The following is a 1,215-nucleotide window of genomic DNA, read 5'->3' on the forward strand; positions in this document are numbered from 1 at the left end:
GGTCAGGGCGGGAGCACACTTTGTTGATATTTTAACCAAAGAATAACTGAGCCCGATAGTCGTCATTCCAGCCGGCTCTTTTTAGCTTGTTTCTCTGACTTCGAGCACCACAATTGCTCTGTTTTACGATATTCAATACGAACCGCCGGAATAGCGCCATATTCTCGACCGCATCCTCCATCGCTATCCTGGAAGCATCCTCGTTGAACACCACATCAAGAATGTAATGCTGGCTGTTCTCTATCCGCCAGTGCTGCCGTATATAGTGCCCTAACAGCTTGTGCTTGGGGGATAACGAGCTGACATAGTAAGAGGTATCTACCGTTCCTTTTCCGTTGGCGCTGCGGTGACGCTCAACGGCAATGATGCTGCGGATTGTCGGCCATTTCTCCGTCAACTCTGGCGGTAATTTGGCTTTTAATTGAAACACATAACGCTCTTCCTGGCGGCCATGTCCACTCTCTTTGTGCTCGACGACAATCTTCTCTTTCTGGGCGTCAAACAGTGACTGGAATTGCGATTGAACCGCTTGATACAGCTTCGGTTGATTATTCTTGACCTGTACCACTACATGAGCCTTCTTCTCGCTGATTTTCTCCAGTGTCTCACACTGACAATGCAACGCATCGAGTGTGACAACGGCTCCTTTTAGCTCAAGAATGTCCAGCATATCTTTGACGGTTTCGATTTCCCCCTTCTTGTTAGGGGTTGCTTTCTGGCTTAACACCAGCCCATTTTCGGTATCGTAAGCCGTGACCAACTGAAGCGCATCCTTGGCATTTCCCCGAAAGGAGCCGCGTAACACCTTGCCATCAAAGGCAATGATGGGTTTGCCCTGATGAGTGCGCTGTTCATTGACCCAGCACAGCAACGCTTCAAGCAAGGTATCGATGACAATGCAGCGCAGAATGCGGGCAACCGTGTGACGCCGCGGGATGCCGTTGGCAAAGGGGCGATGCTGACGGAGCCAATCGATCTTTGAATCGCCATAGGTTTCGATGTCATTCCAGCCCTCGGCACCACTCATGATGGCACTGATGACAAGGAACATGACATCAACCAGGTTATGTTTACGATTGATCTCAGAGCGAGTTTCTTCGACAAGGGTAAGGTGTTCAATCAACGTCATAGCGCGTGCCTCCTGCATGGAGACGCGATTAGATCACAGACGATCTGCCTGTTCAAATTTCATTAACAAAGTGCGATCCCGCCCTG

The 1,215-nt window shown here is 49.9% G+C and carries 1 protein-coding gene; it reads right to left on the reverse strand.

All coding sequences use genetic code 11. From position 1 onward, the window contains the following. Positions 1 to 31 precede the first annotated feature (31 nt). Positions 32 to 1,129: an ISAs1-like element ISAs1 family transposase gene (locus PG883_RS23510; protein ID WP_264787208.1), complete on the reverse strand. Its 1,098-nt coding sequence runs from the start codon at positions 1,127 to 1,129 to the stop codon at positions 32 to 34. Between the last annotated feature and the right edge of the window lie 86 nt (positions 1,130 to 1,215).

Origin of the sequence: Aeromonas sp. QDB25, assembly GCF_027707725.1 — a bacterium.
In the GTDB taxonomy this organism is placed as follows: domain Bacteria; phylum Pseudomonadota; class Gammaproteobacteria; order Enterobacterales; family Aeromonadaceae; genus Aeromonas; species Aeromonas caviae.